Genomic DNA, 18,096 nt, shown 5'->3' with positions numbered 1-18,096 from the left:
TTCAGAGGCAGTGCTTACAGACCTTGAAGGCCTTAAAAGCAATGCCTTAAATAGTGCTTGCCGACGCCCATAGGTTGCTTGTCAGTGGCGGCTTCCCAAGAAGTCCGAATCCAATGTGGTTTTTGCATTAGATTTGCATGTTGAAGCGTGCCCCCTTGGCTTTTTTTAAATTGGAAGGGGAGGGGGCGTTTTTTGTGGAGGTCGAATGCAATTGTTTGCACTGTACCGTTTTATGCAGTCATTTTGGTGGTGATGGCGCCCTTAAGTGAAAATTATGGTTGCCATGTGACGAAGATCGCTTGCGAAAACTAGTGTGGAAAATCTTTGGGAATATGCCCGGTCATGTCTGTTTTTGGCGGTTTTGGCAGCGTGCAAACCGTGGACTTGAAGTGAAAAATTCGCGAACAGACACGACAGAACCTAGCAACCGGGCGGTTGGGCTATTAGGCTGGAGCACATGGAACGTCGCACAAAGATTGTTTGTACTCTTGGTCCCGCTGTCGCCAGTGAGGACGCCATCCTGCGCCTGGTGCAGGACGGCATGAACGTCGCTCGTTTGAACATGTCCCACGGCGAGCACGCCGATCACAAGCAGAACTATGAATGGGTTCGTAAGGCCACCGATAAGACCGGCAAGGCCGTCGGTATCTTGGCAGACCTCCAGGGCCCGAAGATCCGCCTGGGTCGCTTCATCGACGGCGCCACCGAGTGGAAGAACGGCGAGATCGTGCGCATCACCGTCGACGATGTCGAGGGTACACACGACCGCGTGTCTACCACCTACAAGAACCTGGCCAAGGACGCCAAGCCTGGCGATCGCTTGTTGGTCGATGACGGCAAGGTTGCCTTGGTGTGCAAGGAAGTCGACGGCAACGACGTCGTCTGTGAGGTCGTCGAAGGCGGCCCAGTCTCCAACAACAAGGGGGTTTCGTTGCCGGGCATGGACATCTCCGTGCCGGCGCTGTCTGAAAAAGACATCCGCGACCTGCGCTTTGCCCTCAATCTGGGCGTTGACTTCATCGCCTTGTCCTTCGTTCGCTCTCCGCAGGACGTCGAGCTTGTCCACGCAGTCATGGATGAGGAAGGCCGCCGCGTTCCCGTTATTGCAAAGCTGGAGAAGCCAGAGGCCATCGACGCGCTCGAGTCCATCGTCCTCGCCTTCGACGGCATCATGGTTGCCCGCGGTGACCTCGGTGTTGAGGTCGCACTGGAGCAGGTTCCGCTCATGCAAAAGCGTGCCATCCAGATCGCTCGCGAGAACGCCAAGCCGGTCATTGTCGCAACCCAGATGCTCGACTCCATGATCGAGAACTCGCGCCCGACTCGTGCTGAGGCTTCCGACGTGGCCAACGCCGTCCTCGATGGCGCCGATGCAGTCATGCTTTCGGGTGAGACCTCCGTCGGCGTTGACCCGCACAACGTTGTTCGCACTATGTCCCGCATCGTTGCTTTCGCAGAGACCGACGGTCGCATTCCGGAGCTTGCTCACATCCCGCGCACCAAGCGAGGCGTTATCTCCTACTCCGCTCGCGACATCGCTGAGCGCCTCAATGCAAAGGCATTGGTTGCCTTTACATCCTCTGGTGATACCGCCAAGCGCGTTGCTCGCTTGCACTCGCCGCTGCCGTTGCTGGTGTTTACCCCTTCCCAGGCCGTCCGCAGCCAGCTGGCACTGACCTGGGGTGCAGAGACCTTCCTTACCCCTGAGGTCAAGGACACCGACGACATGCTCGCTCAAATCGACAAGCAGTTGCTCGCGATGGAGAACTACTCCCGTGATGACATGATGGTCGTCGTTGCCGGTACCCCTCCGGGAGTCGCAGGCAACACCAACATGATCCACGTCCACCTGCTGGGTGAGGATACTCACGTCTAAGATCATTGAGGCGTAAAAGCTTCGGCCGGTGCCCAAAGGGGCACCGGCCGTTGTGCGTTTCGAAGGGGTGAGAAGGACGATTATCGACGCGTTGATTGGGGGAGTAGAAGGATCCTCCAGGATTCCGGCGCTGGCACACTTGCCGTGATCGCATGGGTTCGTGGGAAGAACTCGAAACGCACGAGGCAGCATTGCCCTGAGGTTATGGAAGCTTTCCTCAGATCGAGCGTTTCCTTTTGCACAGGAAGGTAACTGCCAGTACTGGGGGAGCGAAACAAGCGAGATGCCAATCCCAAGCTTGTGAACCGGCAAAGAGTGCCTCAACGTCGTGAAAGGTGAAGTCAGGGAAAAACAAACCGCCTCCCCACGAAGGGGAGGCGGTGTTGAGCGAGGGTTGCTATCCGCCCGTCACCTAAGACTTAGGAAATGGGGGTCGGCTCCAGCTTCCAGACCTCACGGGCGTAATCGCCGATGGTGCGGTCGGAGGAGAATCGGCCCGACTCGCAGATGTTGACCCAGCACATCCGTGCCCAGGCCAGTCGGTCGGCGTAGTAGTCGGCGGCCATGCGGTCGCGGGTGGCGCGGTAGTCGGCGAAATCGCCGAGCACGTAGTAGACGTCCGGGGTCTCCCAACCGCCGCCGTCGAGCAGCGAGGAGCGCAGGTCGTGGAACATGCCGGTGTTATTGTCCGAGAGGGTGCCATCGACCAGGGCATCGAGCACACGGTTGAGGCCGGGCACGGTCTCATACGCATGCTGTGGATTGTAGTGGGCGCGCAGCTCCGGCAGCTCTTCATTCTTGGCACCGAAGATGTAGGCGTTGTCCTCGCCAACCGAGTCGAGGATCTCCACGTTGGCGCCGTCGAGGGTGCCTAGGGTGAGGGCACCGTTCATCATGAACTTCATGTTGGAGGTGCCCGAGGCCTCCTTGCCGGCGGTGGAGATCTGCTCGGAGACATCGGCGGCCGGGATGATGTGCTCGGCCGGGGAGACGTTGTAGTTTTCCACGAAAACCACGTGCAGGGTCTTGGAGACCTCCGGGTCGTTGTTGATGAGGTCGGCGATGGCGTTGATGAGCTTGATGATCGCCTTCGCGCGCACATAACCTGGGGCGGCCTTGGCACCGAAGATGAAGGTGCGTGGCGGTACGTCGGAAAGCCCCTGCTCCTTGATGCGGAAGTAGAGGTCCAGGATGTAGAGGGCGTTCATCAGCTGGCGCTTGTATTCGTGCAGGCGCTTGATCTGAACGTCGAAGATGGAGTTCGGATCCACCTCGACGCCCTGGCGGGCAAGGATCCAGGCGGTGAAGTCCTCCTTGTTGGCCTGCTTGATGTCGAGCAGCGCCTGCATGACCTCGTCGTCGTTGGCGAACTCGCGCAGCCTCTTGAGCTCGTCGAGGTCGGTGACCCACGCATCGGACTCCGAAAGCTTGGTCAACAGATCGGCCAGGCGCGGGTTGCACATCTTCAGCCAGCGGCGCGGGGTGACACCGTTGGTCTTGTTGTTGAACTTCTCCGGCCAGATGTCATGCCACTGCTTGAGAGTATCGGCTTTGATGATCTCGGTGTGCAGGGCGGCCACGCCGTTGATGGAGTAGCCGGCGTAGCAGGCGATCCAGGCCATGTGGACGTTGCCGTCGTGCACCGGGGACATATAGTTGATCGTGCCCTCGTCGAGGCCCTTGGCGCGCATTTCCTCCCGGAAACGGCGGTCGATCTCGACGGTGATCTCGAAGACGCGGCCGAACAGCTGCTGGAAGATGGAGCAATTCCACTGTTCAAGAGCCTCGGCCAACACGGTGTGGTTGGTGTAGGCGAAGGTGTGCGAGACGATCTCCCAGGCGGCCTCCCAGGTCATGCCGTGCTCGTCGAGCAGCAAACGCATGAGCTCGGGGATGGCCAGCACCGGGTGGGTGTCGTTGAGCTGGATGGAGTTGTAGGTGGCGAAGTCGCTCAAGTCCTCGCCGTGGTGTGCGATGTAGTTGTCGATCATCGCCTGCAGAGAGGCGGAGACGAAGAAGTACTGCTGGCGCACGCGCAGCACCTTGCCGGCGTAGGTGGTGTCGTTCGGGTAGAGCACGCGGCACAGGTCCATGACCCGCTCGCGCTCGACGATGGCGTCGGTGAAACGCTGAGAGTTGAAGGCGTCGTAGTCGAACTCCTCCAGCGGCTCGGCTTTCCAGAGACGCAGGGTGCCCACGTTGTCGGTGCCGTAGCCAGAGATCGGCATGTCATAGGGCACGGCGCGCACGACCATGTCGTCGAAGCGGACGATGCGCTGCTGGGTCTCACGCCGCACGGTAAACGGGTAGCCGTCCTCCTTCCATGCGTCCGGGGACTCATGCTGGAAGCCATCTTTGAACTCCTGGCGGAACAGGCCGTAGCGGTAGAGCAGTCCGTAGCCGGTGACCGGGTAGTCATGGGTCACTGCGGAATCGAGGAAGCATGCTGCCAGGCGTCCCAAGCCTCCGTTGCCGAGCGCGGCATCGTTTTCGGCCTCAAGAATGTCCGAGAGCTCATGCCCATTGGCGCGGACGGCCTCCTCTGCCTCCTCGACGAGTCCCAGGTTGGTGAGGTTGTTCAGCAGCGCGCGTCCCATGAGGAACTCCGCAGAGAAATAGTGCTGCTGGCGGGTGGCGGCGTACGCGTTGGTCGTCTTCTCCCAGTTTTCCGCAAGCCTTTCCATGACGTTGTGGGAAAGGCCGAACCAGAATTTGCGGTCTGTGGCGGTTTCAGGGGAGGTGCCGGAGACTGCGCGGACGTGGCCTCCAACGGTCTCGCGAAGCGATGTCGACTGCGCGGTATCACTCATGTGTGTTCTCCTGGGGTTGGTAGACAAGTACGGGATTAAGCATATAAGGCGAAACCGAAACCATCATCTCCACTAAGGTCGAAAACCACATTTTTGCGTGTTTTTGTGATGTTTTTCTTAGTTTTTGCGCAAATTTACGTCGATTTCATTCTCATTGTCGTGTGCGTCGGTGTCCGCTTAACCGAAAAAGGCGGTCTCCGCTTGCCGCGCATTTTGCTTTCCGACGCCTCCGGTGCGCACGATCAAGCCTCCAGCAACGCAAAATCTCTCGAGACAATATGGTGGAATGAAAGCCATGGGCAATACCTCATCGCCCGCGAACCTGTGTCGACCCCAGAGGCACGAATGCGCGTGGCCATGACGGATCCCATTGGCCATCAAATGTCGGACCCCAATAGCGACAAGGAGCAAAAAGCCTCGTGCCTTTGACACCTTCATTAGCCCCGGTGGAGTTTTTCTATGATCGCGACTGCGGTCTGTGCCAAGCCAGCGCCCAGATCCTAGAAAAGATCACACGGGCGCGCACCATTGCCGCAGGTCCTGACGACGACACCGTGCCTACTATTGTGCGCCACACCATCGACCATGCGGCTATTGCACACAGCGGTTTGCAGTCGTACGTCGGGCACCGGGCGATCGGCGCAGCCCTGCGCGACGGAGGCAAGCACTCGGTGATCAGGCTCGCCGGAAACATCCTTCTCGCGCGGGCATTGGAACCGCTGTGGGCGAAGACGTATGAGTACGTGGCAACGCACCGACATACAATCGGGGCCGCCCTAGGGCTTACTTCGTGCCGGATTGCTGCCTAGTTGGAGCTATCTCTATCTCCCGCGCTTCCCAAATAGGTCAGGACGGCGGTGGCAGCTGCCTTTGTACAGGCGGCGACGGTGGGCTCGAAATCTGGCAGGAACGTGCCCATGTGGTTGACCGGAATGGTGGCCTCGACGTTGTCTGCTGCAACCGCCTTGTCCCACATGGCTCGAGGGGTAGCTCCCACGGTCCAGAATAAATAGGGCGCGCCGAAGGCCTCGGGTAGATTGGGGAAATCCTCGGAGGCCGTCCATGGCTTCGCGGTGGTGGAATCGGCACCGAAGACGGCGTCGAATTGCTCGCGCACGCGGGTGAAGACGTGGGGGTCGTTCGCGGTCAACGGGCCGTGGGCGAAATAGGAGATCTCGGGGGTGACCTGCATGCCACTTGCCGCGCATTCGGCATGGACCACCCGCTCGATGGCGGCATAGAGTTTGTCGCGCGTCTTCAGACTATAGGTGCGACAGTTGAGCACGATGCGACCCTCGCCGGGAATCGTGTTGTTGGAGTGTCCGGCTTGGAGGGTGCCCACGGACACCACCGCGAAATCATCGGGGGCAATCTCGCGGCCGACGATGGCCTGCAGTCGCACGACGATCATCGCCGCCGTCAGGGTCGGGTCGATGGAGTTGTGTGGCATGGAGCCATGCGCCGAGCGGCCGGTGAGACGAATGTCAATCGAATCGCAGGTCGCCATGGCAGCTCCCGGCATCGACATCACGGTGCCCGCCGGCCCTGCGATGATGTGTTGTCCAAAGCACACGTCCGGCTGTGGAATCAACGATGTCAGCCCGTCGCTGACCATCGCGAGCGCACCACCTCCGTTTTCCTCACTGGGCTGGAATAAGGCGATAAACGTCCCGCGCCAGGCATCACGGTGGGTATCGAGGATCTGGCAGGCCCCCAGCAATCCTGTGGTGTGCATGTCATGGCCGCAGGCGTGCATGACGGGGGTAGGAACCTCGTCGACCAGTACCTTCTTATCGGATGCAAATTCGACGCCGGTGGCTTCTAGGACCGGCAGCCCATCGAAGTCGGCGCGCATGAGGGCAACCGGACCGTCGCCATTGCGAAAGACCGCGACGATGCCGTATCCCCCGATACCCGTGGTGACCTCGCAGTCGAAGCGGTCCAACTGTGAGGCGATGAAGGCAGCAGTGTTTTCCTCCCGTCCCGAAAGTTCGGGGTTGCGGTGCATGTGGACATACACCTCGCGCTGCCAAGAAAGGTCACAGGTTTCAGGGGTCAGGTTGGCAAGGAGGTCGGCGATGGTCGATGAGGCAGGCATGACCATTACCTTAGGGAGTCACCTTCGTCATTGACAAAAGTCGACGCACGTATGGGCACTGATGAGCCCGAAACCCGCTAACCGTTAGGCGTTGGCGAGCTTGATGCCGAGGACCCCACCGAGCAAGCGGGCACGGGCAACCGCCGCGGATGGCACGTGCCCGCAGCGCACCGGAAGAACACGGTGTTTTCAACGGGTGCTGGGTGCGAATGGACAGCGCCTATTAGAGGAACGGATTGTACTTAAGGGAATTGCGCTTGACCTCGCACTCGGTGGCGATGCGCAGGGTATCGGCGATAAGCCCCGCGTCGCGGAGCTTGTACATTGTGCTCACGATGCGGTCGCGGATATTCCATGGTGACAGTGTGTTCAGGTAGATCTTGGTGCCACCCTCGAATCCTGCGAGGTTGGACACGCGCCACTTGAGCATGATGCGCCACGGCATGGGCATGTCCAAGTCGGCTGGCTTGTGGTGCCACTCTTCGTTGCATGGCACGTCCGGGCCGGTGGCGGCGTGGGCGGCGTGAACCAGATCGCTCATGCCGCGAATCTCCTCAGGCGTCTGCTTCCACGGCTCGGCGGTCGGCGACTTGGAGAAGATTTCCAAGGTGGGGTAGCGGTGACCGAATCCTGCAAACAGCACCGCGTGGTCGTTTTCGGCGATGATGAGGTTGTGCGAGGCGGCGTAGTCTACCGCCCATTCGTTGTACATGTTCGGGTTGCTGCGCAGCCGCGCAATTTCCATTTCGGCCTGCACCCCGCGCTCGTCGATGGCCACGAGCTGCTTGTGCAGATGGTCGAAGCTGGCGCCTGCTGGTTTGAGCCAATTCTGAAACACCGCCACGTAGGGGGCGTAGCGGTTGCGCTGGTAGAGGTCGTGCATCGAGTCGATGGTAAAGGCCATGAGTGCCTCGTGTTCGGCGACGCTGAGGGTGCCGGAGCTTGCTAACTGGTCCGAAGTCGTAGCGCCCGGGGTGTAGTGGCGTGCACCGATGATGAGGTCGTGGCCGCCGGCGAAAAATGCGGTCGCACCCGCCAGCAGCACCTCCTCGGCCCCGTTCGGGTCTAGGCCGGCGGCCGTGCGCTTGGTACGTACGGTGTTGATGACGTGCGCGCGTCCCTGCGGACTTGCCAGGTAGGCGTCCATCCACTCGCTGGTGATCGCGTCGGGCTGATAGCCGTAGTTGGCCTCCCAGTACTCAAAAGTGACGATCTCGAACAGGTTGGATACCCGCCGGAATTCATAGCCGGTGACCTGCTGCTCGATGGTTTGCCTGCGGGCGAGCACGTAGTCGTCGGTAAGCGAATCGGCCTCGATGCCTGCGGCCTCGGCCACGCTGCGTGCGATCACCCGCGCCTTTTCCGGCGGCGTTTCTAGGTTGCGGTCGCTGCAAAAAGCACAGGCTGCCGCGTGGTCAGCGTCATTGAGCTTGACGACGTTAACCGCAGGCTTGGACAAAGGCCTATTTCCGCGCCCGGGCACTGTCCAGACTTGGGTGCCGGAAAAGGGATTGACCTGCTTGACAGTGCCGTCGGCCATCGTCAGGATCGGGGTGGGGCGCGTGAAGATAGGGGAGCTCATAACTTTTAAGGTTATTAGCTACTCTGTGAACATGCCTACTGTTACGCCCATTGATGCTTCTATTTACTTTGTCTGCCTGATCGATAAGGAGCATGCGATAGGACTTCCCGCGCGCTTCGAGGAGCTTGCGAAGCTTCTTATCCGCGACGGCAAAATCTCAAACGCGCACGTCACTCACAACCCGCAGCCGTCGATCGAGCCGGTTGTGGAGGCGCAGCTGCGCCTGACTTACACCACCGAACGTGAGCACGACGTCGATGAAGTAGCCGAATTCACAAGTGGGCTTTCACCCCACGGTTACCTCATTAGGGTTGAGGGCGTTACTGGTTCCGTCAACGATCTCGCGATGTTGTTCTCCCGCATTCTCACCCCCGCAGCCACCCTCCCGGCGGATGGGGTGGCGCTGGAAAAGGAAACCGCTTTCGAGCAGCCGGCGATCTTCCCCTGGACGGTGCAGATCGCTCGCGGCTAAGTAAAAGGCGTGTGGGTTGCTAGGGGCGAAACTCTTTCAAATTCCCGCGTCCTAGCTCACGGCGGGTTCGAAACGATCGACAACCACCTGTGCGATCCGATAGCCCGCGTCGACAAGCTGGGCGCGCACGTCGGCAGCGTCGATAAGCTCCACGACCTCAGCTCCTTCGGGCACGCTTGCATCCTCGCCAACTTGGCCTGCGGCAATGAAAACGCCGACACCGGCGTCGGTGCCACCACAGTTACGGACCTGCGCAGCCATATCCACCAAGGTGCCCACCACCTTGCCTCCCAGCGACTGGCCATCAAAACGACCCTCCCCGGTGATGAGCACGTCGGCGCGTCCCAGTGCTTCGGCAAGCCCCGTCGAATCCGCAACCACACGCGCGCCGGGGAGCAGATGAACGTGGGAATCGTCGCCGTGCAACAGGCGCGAGAGCCATGTGATCCCCACCGGGATGGCTCCGGCAGCCCCCATGCCTGCCACGGTGGGGTCGATTTCAAGTACCCGGGCATAGGTGGCGATGGCCTGCTCTAATTGCTCAACTTCCTCGTCGCTGGCGCCCTTTTGCGGTGCGAAAACCCGCGCGGTGCCGCGCTCGCCAATGGCGGGATTGGTGACGTCGGAAAGCAACACCCACTCAAGTGCGGCTGCCGGAATATTAAGCTGTGCGGTGTCCACGCTGGCGATGCGCCTGAGTTCGCCACCCCCCGGGCGCAGCGGCAGGCCGGCATCGTCGAGGGGCTGCGCGCCGAGCGCGCATAAAATGCCGGTGGCTCCATCGGTGGTCGCGGAGCCTCCCAGGCCTAAGACGATGCGGGTGGCGCCGCGGGTTTGCGCGTCGGCGATGAGCACACCGGTGCCGTATGTGTCCGCCTTCAGCGCCGTGGGGGCATCGGCAACCGCGGGAAGGCCGCTGGCCGCGGCAACGTCGATGTACGCGGTGGCGGTGGATGGATCAAAGACATAGCTTGCCTCGGTGAGTCGTCCGATCGCATCTGTCGTGGGTAGCGTGATCTTCTGTCCCTCAAAAACGGAAGCGGTGCCCTCGCCGCCGTCGGCCATGGGGAAAACCTCAACCGAGAACTGCCCGGCAACCCCGCGTTCCTCTAAGGCCTTCATCACACCCTCGAAAAGGTAGCCCCCGGCTTGTGGGGAAGAGGCCGTTGATTTGAAGGAATCCGGGGCGATGACAATGCGGTGCGCAGCGTCGTTTTCGGGGGTTGCGTTCACGGGTCTGGCTCCTGGTCGGCAATGGGCGAGATGATGACGTGAAAGAAATTGTAGCGGGGGTGGGTGAAACGACCGCGCCGGTGGGTGCCACCTCCAAGAGGGAAGGTGGGAAAACGAGGGAGCAACCTCGTGAAGAAACGGTGCTGCGTGGGGCAGGTGGGCGTCGGTAAGCACTAGGCGCATGATGGAAAACTCAAAATAGGTAACACCGGTTGTCGGTGCAGTAACGGCGGCACAAGGTTGAATTAGTGAGGCAGTGCGAGCGACTGCTTAATGGGAAGGCATGCTGCTAAGAGACAAACACCACAACAACGGTTTTGTGCAGCTCAGGGTCTATGGCGGGGGTAGTTTTCCCATGATTCGAGATGTAATTGTCCAAGTTTTGGGAAAAAGGTTTCTCGGAATTCAGATTGAGCGAGTAACCTGCCTTATGCCGAGATTATCTATTTAGTAATAGTTAGGAATTTTTTTCTCGACTATTTCCCGCTGCAGCATTCCTGTGGTTTCACGATCTGGGATTGTACGTGAGCCCCATGAAGATGCAGCGGGTCCTTGTGCGCGCTACTCGTGGCGCCGGGGCGGTGTTACGCCCCACAGTGAGGTAGATAATCCGCGAACGATCGTTTAGTGCCAATAGGAAGGGTGCACATGTCAATCGAAGAAAAGGTCGCTGGCTACTACGACATGGTTCTTCAGCGCAACGCTGGCGAGCCCGAGTTCCACCAGGCAGTCGCAGAGGTCCTGGACTCCCTGAAGATCGTCTTGGAAAAGGACAGCCACTACGCTGACCAGGGGCTCATCCAGCGTTTGTGTGAGCCGGAGCGTCAGCTGATCTTCCGCGTGCCGTGGGTCGACGACAACGGTGTCGTTCAGGTTAACCGTGGTTTCCGCGTTCAGTTCAACTCTGCGCTTGGCCCCTACAAGGGTGGCCTGCGTTTCCACCCGTCCGTGAACCTGGGCATCATCAAGTTCCTGGGCTTCGAGCAGATCTTTAAGAACTCCCTGACCGGCCTGCCCATCGGTGGCGGCAAGGGTGGCTCCGACTTCGACCCGAAGGGCAAGTCGGATGCCGAAATCATGCGTTTCTGCCAGTCCTTCATGACAGAGCTGCACCGCCACATCGGCCAGTACCGCGACGTTCCTGCCGGCGACATCGGCGTCGGTGGCCGCGAGATCGGCTACCTGTTCGGCCAGTACCGTCGCCTTGCTAACCAGCACGAGTCCGGCGTTCTGACCGGCAAGGGTCTTTCTTGGGGTGGCTCGCTGGTGCGCACCGAGGCCACCGGCTATGGCCTGGTCTACTTCGCCCACGAGATGCTTACTCACCACGGTGCTTCCTTCGAAGGCGCCAAGGTTATCGTCTCCGGATCCGGTAACGTTGCCATCTACGCCATCGAAAAGGCCCAGGAGCTGGGTGCCACCGTCATCGCCTTCTCCGATTCCTCCGGATGGGTGTCCACCCCGAACGGTGTCGATGTGGCAAAGCTCAAGGAAATCAAGGAAGTTCGCCGCGAGCGCGTGTCCGCCTACGTCGCAGAGGTTGAGGGCGCCGAGCTGCACACTGAGGGCTCCATCTGGTCCCTGCCGTGTGACGTTGCTCTTCCTTGTGCCACCCAGAACGAGCTTGACGGCGACGACGCACGTACGCTGGCCGCCAATGGCTGCAAGTTTGTTGCCGAGGGTGCCAACATGCCTTCCACCTCCGAGGCTATCGAAGTCTTCCGCGAAAAGGGAATCCACTTCGCACCGGGCAAGGCCTCCAACGCCGGTGGCGTTGCCACCTCCGCACTGGAGATGCAGCAGAACGCTTCCCGTGACTCCTGGTCCTTCGAGTACACCGACCAGCGCCTGCACGAGATCATGCGCAACATCTTCAAGACCTGTGAGGCTACCGCTCGCGAGTACGGTCGTGAGGGCGACTACGTGGTCGGCGCCAACATCGCCGGCTTCAAGAAGGTTGCCGACGCCATGCTGGCGCAGGGAATCATCTAAGAATAGGAGATTGTTTCCTTAGGCAGTATTCCTTGTGAAGCATTCATCCTGCACCGTCATTTGGTGCAGGATGAATACTTCTTTGCTGTCTGCTCAAAGGACTTGGCGACGGGTGACGGTGGTGCCAGCCTAGGTAGTTGGTCGTTGCAGCAGCTCATACCCGTTGGTGTTCCTCGGGGCTAGCAGCGTCATCATTGCAGGTCATCATGTACGATTGACTGCATGTACCGAGTCTTCGAAGCCCTTGATGAACTAGTTACTATCGTGGATCAGGCGTATGGCGTGCCCATGACCTCTAATTGCATGGTGCCACGCGCCGATATGTTGGCGATCTTGGACGATCTGCGTAACGCCTTGCCGATGGAGCTCGATGATGCTCAGGACGTGCTCGATAAGCAGGCAGAGATGTTGCGCGGTGCCGAGGATCGCGCGAACGAGATCGTCACGGGTGCTGAGGACGAGGCCGAAGAGATCGTGCGCCGAGCGCGCGAGGACGCCGATAAGATGGTCGCCGATGCGGAAAACCGCGCCCATGTGACCGTTGCCAAGGCGGAAGATGAGGCTGACCGGCTGCTGACAGGTGCGCGTCGGGAAGCAAACGATACGGTCGAACGCGCACGCAGCGAATCGGAACGGCTGATTGCCTCCGGCAACGACCAATACCAGCGCGCTGTTGAAGAAGGCTTGGCCGAACAGCACCGCCTCGTTTCCGAATCGGAGGTCGTGCGCCGGGCGAACGAAGAAGCCCACCGCGTAGTCGACGCAGCGCACGCTGACTCCAACCGCCTGCGCGCGGAGTGTGATGAATTTGTTGACGAAAAGCTCGCCAAGTTTGAAGAGGCACTGACCGTGACCCTGCGCACCGTCTCCCGCGACCGCAAGGCGCTTCGCCAGGGTGCCGGCGTCTCGCGCCACAGCGCCGTCAATCGCGAGGACTATCGCGACGACTACGGCACCACCGGCCGCGGCGAATACGACGCCTAGTAGACTTCCCCCAATGGAGAACGCATCCACCATGAGTACAGACTTTGGACCAAACGGGCACACCGGGCACACCGGGCACAGCGCCAAAAGTAAAAACAGCCCTTTTATTTTCGATGTCGGGGCCATCATGCGCCGCGGCATGGCTGAAACCGTCACTCAGCAGGGACCCTCACCGGTGCGTATCGGCCCGGCAATGATCGCTATTGAGGAGTCGGCGCCTGTCAGCGTCGAAGCAACGCTGACTCCTTTGGGCGATGCAGTCATGGCTGATGCCACCGTGACCGCGACCCTCACCGGCGAATGCGTGAGATGCCTGAAGCCGTTGCATCCCGAGACGCAGATCCATGTCAACGTTGTTTTTGCCGCGAGCGAGGACTTCATTACTGGCGATGAGGCAGGCGATGACGAAGACGAACTGCCGATGGTGGACAATGATCACATCGACCTTGTGCAGGCGGTTATCGATGAAGCAGGCCTCAGCCTTCCCTTCAATCCCACCTGCGAGGGCGGATGCGAAGAAAACAGCGACGTTCCCGCACCGGATGGGATTTCCGGCGAGGAAGAACGCACCGATCCACGATGGGCAGGTTTGGAGAAGTTTCTATGAGCAAACGCAAGCGGCTGACGGGTAAAGAGGCACTGGAGGCGGCCACCGCTGAGGTTGACTACGGTCCGCTGCTTAGCTCACTCGGGGTGGAAATCCCGAAGGATCTGCTTATCCACGCGCTGACGCATCGCTCTTTTGCCAACGAGAATGGACACCTGCCCAACAACGAGCGGCTCGAATTTCTCGGTGATGCGGTTCTCGGCTTGTCGGTGGCAGGACAGCTCTACCAGCAGTATCCGACTCGCCCGGAAAGTGATATCTCCAAGATGCGCGCTTCCATCGTGAGCCGCTACGGCTTGGCCGACATTGCCCGAGAGATCTCGCTCGGACAATACATTTTGCTCGGTAAGGGGGAAATCGTCACCGACGGCCGCGATAAAGACTCGATTCTGGCCGACACCACCGAAGCGATCTTGGGAGCGATTTACCGCACCCACGGCTTCGAGGTCGCCCGCGATACGGTCTTGCGGCTCTTCCAACACAAGATCGACGTCGCCTCGGCAACGGGTCGCCATCAGGACTGGAAGACCACCTTGCAGGAGCGCCTTGCGGAACGCAAATTGGAGATGCCCGTCTACGAGGCGAGCTCCACCGGCCCAGAGCATGAGCAGACCTTCACCGCCGTGGTGTATGTCGGCGGAGAAAAGCTCGGTGTGGGGCAGGGGACGAATAAGAAACTTGCAGAGCAGGCGGCGGCACATGTTGCCGTCGGTGCGCTCGCCGACGACATCACCTTCGGGAAGCTGAAGAAGACGGCGACCGCTGGCCAGCCGCACGACGCGGGGGAAACTCCGGAAAACGCCTAATCGCGCTTGTGCGTAGGGTGCTCCGCGGGATTCTTGTCTTTCAATCTGGCTTCACTGGGACGGCGGCACGCTCATGTAAAGCCCAGTGACCCTCATCATTGTTGTGCAGATCCTGTGCCATGAGTCGAGTGCCCGCAGGCGTACCGGTCAGGGGGCTTTGATGGCGCTGGGTGCGGGATTTCGGCGTAATTTGCCCACAGAGTCGAAACGAGGTTTGTAGGCTGGAGGCACAACCTTGTCGCGGCAGGCAGTGAATCTGCCGCGCTGAGCTGTGCCTTCAATCTTGTAGCGTCTTCATGCAAAGGAGCCTTCCATGCCCGAACTACCCGAGGTGGAGGTCGTCCGCAGGGGACTTAGCGATCATGTGCAGGGTGCGCGCTTTAATAACGTGGAAGTATTTAACCCGCGCGCCATCCGCAACTATGAGGGCAGCGACGCGGAGGTCGCCGCCTTTCTTGCCGGCCATGAGATCCATTCCGTGGAACGACGCGGTAAGTTCATGTGGTTTGTGCTTGACGACGGGGCGGCGTTGGTCGTGCACCTCGGCATGAGCGGCCAGATGCTCATAAAAAACACCGACGAGATCCAATCGCGCTACGAGCTGCCCCTTCAACCCAACCATGCGGGGCTTGACGACAAGAATCTCCGGCACTTGCGGATTCGGGCCACGCTTTCCGACGGTCAAGAGATCTGGTTCGTCGATCAGCGCACCTTTGGTTACTGGCAGCCCAGCGACATCATGGAGACCGCGAACGGGGACGTTCCTTTATCGCTTGTGCATATCGCCCCCGATCTCTTGGATCGCACTGTCGACATCTCTGCGCTGGCGCGTCGTATGAAGCGTCGCAAAACCGACATAAAGAAGCTCCTGCTCGATCAGGAGGTGGTCTCCGGAATCGGCAACATCTACGCAGACGAAATGCTATGGCGCACGCAGATTCACCCAAGGCAAAAGGCCAATCGAATGGCCGTTCCGGTCATTCAGTCCCTGCTCCTTAATGGCATTGAGGTCATGACCGCAGCGTTGGCTAAGGGCGGCACCAGCTTCGACGAACTGTATGTCAACGTCAACGGTCAGTCCGGATATTTCGACATTGAGCTCGATGCCTACGGGCAGCAGGGGCAACCGTGTGCGCGGTGTGGCACGCTCATCGTCAAAGAACAGTTCGGTAACCGTTCTAGTCATCTGTGTCCGGCGTGCCAGCGGCTCCATTAAGCTGCGTTGTTCGATATTGATGAAGACGCAGTGATAATTTAGGGCCCCCTCGCACGATAATCGGTGGGGGTATGTGGGGGTATTTTTGGACGGGTGTGGAATATTCCTTGCCTGTCGTGACCGAGTGAGGTGGATTGAGACTTTATCGGTCTACCTGCTCTAGCGGGGAGTGCGGTACAAGGGAGGAGTTCTGGTTGACGGATCCCTTAATTTCAAACGGTCGATTGATTTTATTCTCCAGTGCTGCTAACCGGTAGCATCTCCCACTATGACAAGTTTTGAAAACTTCATTACCGGGGTGATCAACGACAACCTCTGGTTGGTCATCCCGTGGCTGCTGATCGCAGCGGGGTTGTACTTCGCCGTGCGCACCATCGTCGTGCAGATCCGCATGATTCCGGAGATGTTTCGGGCAGTGACCGAGCGCAACGAGGTCGTCGACCCGGACACCGACGTCCAGGGGATTTCTGCGTTCAAGGCCTTTACGATTTCGGCTGCCTCGCGCGTGGGCACGGGCAACGTCGCCGGCGTTGCCGTTGCAATCACTTTGGGGGGCCCGGGCGCTGTCTTTTGGATGTGGATGATCGCCCTGCTAGGTGGCGCCACCGCCTTCGTGGAGTCGACGCTTGCGCAGCTGTGGAAAGAAAAGGAACCGGATGGCACCTATCGCGGCGGGCCTGCCTACTACATGACCAAAGGCCTCAACTGGCGGGGCTTGGCGGTTATCTTCGGCTTTGCCATCACCATCACCTATGGCTTCGTGTACAACGCCATCCAGGCCAACTCGATTGCGGAGTCCGTGGGCACCTCGTTTAACACTGACTCCCTAGGCTTCAAGGCAGCAGTTGGCATTATCTTGGCTGCGATCACGGGTTCGATCATTTTCGGCGGCGTCCACCGCATCGCTAACTTTACGCAGGTCATTGTTCCCGTCATGGCGGTCCTGTACGTTGTCATCGGCATCGTTGTTGTAGTCATGAACGTGGACAAGATTCCCGGCATGTTTGCCGACATCGTCGGCCAGGCCTTGGGCTTGAAGGAAGTCGCCGGAGCCACCGTCGGCGCGGCCTTCATGAACGGCATGCGTCGTGGCTTGTTCTCCAACGAAGCAGGTCAGGGCTCCGCCCCGAATGCTGCGGCAACCGCGACGGTGTCCCATCCGGTCAAGCAAGGATTGGTTCAAACGCTAGGCGTATACTTCGACACTCTCCTCGTCTGTTCTGTTACTGCCTTCATCATTTTGCTCAATAACCCCACCTATGGGCAGAAGGTGCAAGGCGCCTCTTTGACCCAGCAAGCCCTGGCCGCAGAGGTGGGAGATTGGGGTATCCACTTCATCACGCTGATCTTGTTCTTCCTCGCGTTTTCCTCGGTGATTGGCAATTACTACCTTGCGCAGGCGAACTTGGAGTACTTCACCCAATCCACCTCCGTCATGACGGCATTCCGCGTCATCGTGATGTTGTGCGTGTTCGGTGGTGCCATCGGCTCTGTTCCGTTGGTATGGGCTCTGGGGGATACGTTCGCGGCCATCATGGTGCTGATCAACTTGATCGCCATCGTTCCGCTCGGGGGAGTGGCCGTGAAGCTGCTAAAGAATTTCTCGCTGCAAAAGGCCCAAGGCTACGACCCGGTTTTCCACCGCGACATGCTTCCCGAGGTCGCAAACATCAGCTGCTGGGATGGCTCTGATCCGGTCACCCACCGCGGTGGCAAGGTTATTACCTCCGTCCACGATTCCTAGCTTTTACTTGCTTGCTACCCGCAGCCAGCCTTTTGGTTGCGGGTTTTTTGCTTTCCGACGCCTATCGGCTCGCACTCGTAGTACTCGCGATCGAGGCCACCGGGCACCAGGTGGTGTCTGCACCACCGCGAGTTTGATGAAAGAGTGCGTAGCAGGGCGTAGATTAAGGGAAACATAAGCGGCGATGGTGGAAACGGCGCGGGGAAGTTACGGCCTGGAAACGTCGGAAAGCAAAAGGCAGGACCAATTGGCCACCGACGCCTTGAGGAATAGGCGAAAAACATAAAAAAGGAAGGACACACGATGGGAAGCGACGACGTAGCGAGGTTGACCGCGTGGGTGCATGGCACCGTGCAAGGAGTTGGCTTTCGCTGGTGGGTGTATTCGCAGGCGATGGAACTAGGGCTGCGCGGCTCGGCAACAAACCTCATCGATGGCCGGGTGTGCGTCGTGGCCGAAGGTGATTACCACACGATGCGTGAGCTGCTGCGCAGGCTTTCGGCGCCGGATCAGGAGGTGCCTCGACGCCCAGGGCACGTGGATACCGTCATCGAGCGGTGGTCGCAGGCCAAGGGCGAAAGCGGGTTCCAGATGAGGTGACCGTTTCATTTTCATTCCGACGACGCAGGTCGACGCGCAGCTGGCCGGGTTCGGAAGGGGTCGTCTCGGACTGATT

At 59.6% G+C, this 18,096-nt stretch carries 15 protein-coding genes; 11 read left to right on the top strand and 4 right to left on the bottom strand.

Translation table 11 applies throughout. The features are described 5' to 3' along the window. Positions 1–457 precede the first annotated feature (457 nt). Complete coding sequence (gene pyk, locus PAB09_RS08600; RefSeq protein ID WP_271033271.1) at positions 458–1,876, top strand: pyruvate kinase; 1,419 nt, start codon at positions 458–460, stop codon at positions 1,874–1,876. Positions 1,877–2,295: 419 nt separating this feature from the next. On the opposite strand, the gene PAB09_RS08595 is transcribed toward pyk, so the two are convergent. Continuing rightward, a complete protein-coding gene (locus PAB09_RS08595; RefSeq protein ID WP_271033270.1) occupies positions 2,296–4,686 on the bottom strand; it encodes a glycogen/starch/alpha-glucan phosphorylase in 2,391 nt (796 codons plus the stop codon). Positions 4,687–4,779: 93 nt separating this feature from the next. Here PAB09_RS08595 and PAB09_RS08590 point away from each other — a divergent pair, with 93 nt between their 5' ends. Next, on the top strand, positions 4,780–5,115 hold the full coding sequence (locus PAB09_RS08590; protein WP_271033269.1) for a hypothetical protein: 336 nt from the start codon (positions 4,780–4,782) through the stop codon (positions 5,113–5,115). Next, the gene (locus PAB09_RS08585; protein ID WP_271033268.1) at positions 5,106–5,495 is read left to right on the top strand and encodes a DCC1-like thiol-disulfide oxidoreductase family protein; all 390 of its coding nucleotides are present in this window, start codon (positions 5,106–5,108) and stop codon (positions 5,493–5,495) included. Before PAB09_RS08590 ends, PAB09_RS08585 begins: the two co-directional genes overlap by 10 nt. Here PAB09_RS08585 and PAB09_RS08580 read toward each other — a convergent pair. Together PAB09_RS08580 and PAB09_RS08575 are read right to left on the bottom strand one after the other, a co-directional pair. Then, the gene (locus PAB09_RS08580; RefSeq protein WP_271033267.1) at positions 5,492–6,784 is read right to left on the bottom strand and encodes an amidohydrolase; all 1,293 of its coding nucleotides are present in this window, start codon (positions 6,782–6,784) and stop codon (positions 5,492–5,494) included. The two genes, PAB09_RS08585 and PAB09_RS08580, sit on opposite strands and share 4 nt — an antisense overlap. Before the next feature lie 223 nt (positions 6,785–7,007). Continuing rightward, positions 7,008–8,366 (bottom strand): DUF4921 family protein, encoded by a 1,359-nt coding sequence (locus tag PAB09_RS08575; protein ID WP_271033266.1) that lies wholly within the window; start codon positions 8,364–8,366, stop codon positions 7,008–7,010. A gap of 31 nt (positions 8,367–8,397) precedes the next feature. On the opposite strand from PAB09_RS08575, the gene PAB09_RS08570 reads away from it, so the two are divergent. Then, entirely contained in the window at positions 8,398–8,838 is a 441-nt protein-coding gene (locus PAB09_RS08570; RefSeq protein WP_271033265.1) for a hypothetical protein, read from the top strand. A 51-nt stretch (positions 8,839–8,889) separates the two neighbouring features. On the opposite strand, the gene PAB09_RS08565 is transcribed toward PAB09_RS08570, so the two are convergent. Beyond that, positions 8,890–10,071 (bottom strand): glycerate kinase, encoded by a 1,182-nt coding sequence (locus PAB09_RS08565; RefSeq protein ID WP_271033264.1) that lies wholly within the window; start codon positions 10,069–10,071, stop codon positions 8,890–8,892. Between the two features lie 648 nt (positions 10,072–10,719). Between PAB09_RS08565 and gdhA the strand changes: the two genes are divergently transcribed. The 7 genes from gdhA to PAB09_RS08530 all read left to right on the top strand — a co-directional run bounded on the left by gdhA (position 10,720) and on the right by PAB09_RS08530 (position 18,020). Continuing rightward, positions 10,720–12,063: an NADP-specific glutamate dehydrogenase gene (gdhA, locus tag PAB09_RS08560; RefSeq protein WP_271033263.1), complete on the top strand. Its 1,344-nt coding sequence runs from the start codon at positions 10,720–10,722 to the stop codon at positions 12,061–12,063. Between the two features lie 222 nt (positions 12,064–12,285). After that, a complete protein-coding gene (locus PAB09_RS08555; RefSeq protein WP_271033262.1) occupies positions 12,286–13,047 on the top strand; it encodes a DivIVA domain-containing protein in 762 nt (253 codons plus the stop codon). 127 nt (positions 13,048–13,174) lie between these two features. After that, the gene (locus PAB09_RS08550; RefSeq protein ID WP_271035350.1) at positions 13,175–13,654 is read left to right on the top strand and encodes a YceD family protein; all 480 of its coding nucleotides are present in this window, start codon (positions 13,175–13,177) and stop codon (positions 13,652–13,654) included. Beyond that, positions 13,651–14,460, top strand: a complete 810-nt coding sequence (rnc, locus tag PAB09_RS08545) for a ribonuclease III (RefSeq protein ID WP_271033261.1) — start codon at positions 13,651–13,653, stop codon at positions 14,458–14,460. Before PAB09_RS08550 ends, rnc begins: the two co-directional genes overlap by 4 nt. A 313-nt stretch (positions 14,461–14,773) precedes the next feature. Beyond that, positions 14,774–15,676 carry a bifunctional DNA-formamidopyrimidine glycosylase/DNA-(apurinic or apyrimidinic site) lyase gene (gene mutM, locus PAB09_RS08540; protein WP_271033260.1) on the top strand — a complete coding sequence of 301 codons (903 nt, stop codon included), beginning with the start codon at positions 14,774–14,776 and terminating at the stop codon, positions 15,674–15,676. Positions 15,677–15,944: 268 nt separating this feature from the next. Continuing rightward, a complete protein-coding gene (locus tag PAB09_RS08535; protein WP_271033259.1) occupies positions 15,945–17,420 on the top strand; it encodes an alanine/glycine:cation symporter family protein in 1,476 nt (491 codons plus the stop codon). Between the two features lie 303 nt (positions 17,421–17,723). After that, positions 17,724–18,020, top strand: a complete 297-nt coding sequence (locus tag PAB09_RS08530; protein ID WP_271033258.1) for an acylphosphatase — start codon at positions 17,724–17,726, stop codon at positions 18,018–18,020. Positions 18,021–18,096: the final 76 nt, after the last annotated feature.

Source organism: Corynebacterium sp. SCR221107, from assembly GCF_027886475.1.
GTDB lineage: Bacteria > Actinomycetota > Actinomycetes > Mycobacteriales > Mycobacteriaceae > Corynebacterium.
This window is presented reverse-complemented; position numbering and strand designations above follow the sequence as displayed.

Bases quoted from the DNA above. Each gene is read 5' to 3' on its own strand.
- PAB09_RS08530 (WP_271033258.1), top strand. From the start codon at position 17,724: ATGGGAAGCGACGACGTAGCGAGGTTGACCGCGTGGGTGCATGGCACC.
- PAB09_RS08555 (WP_271033262.1), top strand. From the start codon at position 12,286: ATGTACCGAGTCTTCGAAGCCCTTGATGAACTAGTTACTATCGTGGAT.
- PAB09_RS08580 (WP_271033267.1), bottom strand. From the start codon at position 6,784: ATGCCTGCCTCATCGACCATCGCCGACCTCCTTGCCAACCTGACCCCT.
- gdhA (WP_271033263.1), top strand. From the start codon at position 10,720: ATGTCAATCGAAGAAAAGGTCGCTGGCTACTACGACATGGTTCTTCAG.
- PAB09_RS08575 (WP_271033266.1), bottom strand. From the start codon at position 8,366: ATGAGCTCCCCTATCTTCACGCGCCCCACCCCGATCCTGACGATGGCC.
- PAB09_RS08595 (WP_271033270.1), bottom strand. From the start codon at position 4,686: ATGAGTGATACCGCGCAGTCGACATCGCTTCGCGAGACCGTTGGAGGC.
- PAB09_RS08570 (WP_271033265.1), top strand. From the start codon at position 8,398: ATGCCTACTGTTACGCCCATTGATGCTTCTATTTACTTTGTCTGCCTG.
- PAB09_RS08535 (WP_271033259.1), top strand. From the start codon at position 15,945: ATGACAAGTTTTGAAAACTTCATTACCGGGGTGATCAACGACAACCTC.
- PAB09_RS08550 (WP_271035350.1), top strand. From the start codon at position 13,175: ATGCGCCGCGGCATGGCTGAAACCGTCACTCAGCAGGGACCCTCACCG.
- pyk (WP_271033271.1), top strand. From the start codon at position 458: ATGGAACGTCGCACAAAGATTGTTTGTACTCTTGGTCCCGCTGTCGCC.
- mutM (WP_271033260.1), top strand. From the start codon at position 14,774: ATGCCCGAACTACCCGAGGTGGAGGTCGTCCGCAGGGGACTTAGCGAT.
- rnc (WP_271033261.1), top strand. From the start codon at position 13,651: ATGAGCAAACGCAAGCGGCTGACGGGTAAAGAGGCACTGGAGGCGGCC.